The 522-nt window shown below is 73.2% G+C and carries 2 pseudogenes; one reads left to right on the forward strand and one right to left on the reverse strand.

The features are described from left to right. A pseudogene (locus AC27IQ_RS26975) lies at positions 1 to 193 on the forward strand (ABC transporter ATP-binding protein); the annotation flags it as partial. Positions 194 to 239: 46 nt separating this feature from the next. Here AC27IQ_RS26975 and AC27IQ_RS26980 read toward each other — a convergent pair. Beyond that, positions 240 to 522, reverse strand: a pseudogene (locus tag AC27IQ_RS26980) (PIN domain nuclease); the annotation flags it as partial.

Genomic DNA, 522 nt, shown 5'->3' on the forward strand with positions numbered 1-522 from the left:
GGACGAAGCCACCAGCGCGCTGGACGGTGCCAACGAAGCGGCGCTGTACGAGCGGCTGCGCGCCAGCGGCGCCTCCATCATCAGCATCGCCCACCGGCCGGCGGTGCTGGCACACCACACGCACGTGCTGCAGCTGCTGGGCGAGGGCCGCTGGGCCCTGCACCCGGCCGAGGGCTTTCAGTTCGAGGCGTGAGGGGTGCCGCCGAGCGCCGCGCGCACGGCCCGTGGCCTGCGCGGCCTCATGCGGCGCACGCCGCAGGCTCCAGCACCAGCACGGTCGCCACATGCGCGTCCTGTGCCAGCAGGCGCTTGCGCATGCAGACCACCGCCTTGTCCTTGGACAGCAGGATGGCGCGGTGCGCCACGGCCAGGTCGATGAACTTCTGGTCGTCCGCATCCTTGCACACCGAGGGCACGCGCGCCGCCTCGGGCACCACGCGCACCCGGGTGTCGAAGGCGCCCAGCACGGCCGCGGCATCCAGGCCGTAGAACGCCAGGCGCGGCACGATCTGCGGATAGGCC

This window comes from Acidovorax sp. KPB24-07 (assembly GCF_057543315.1).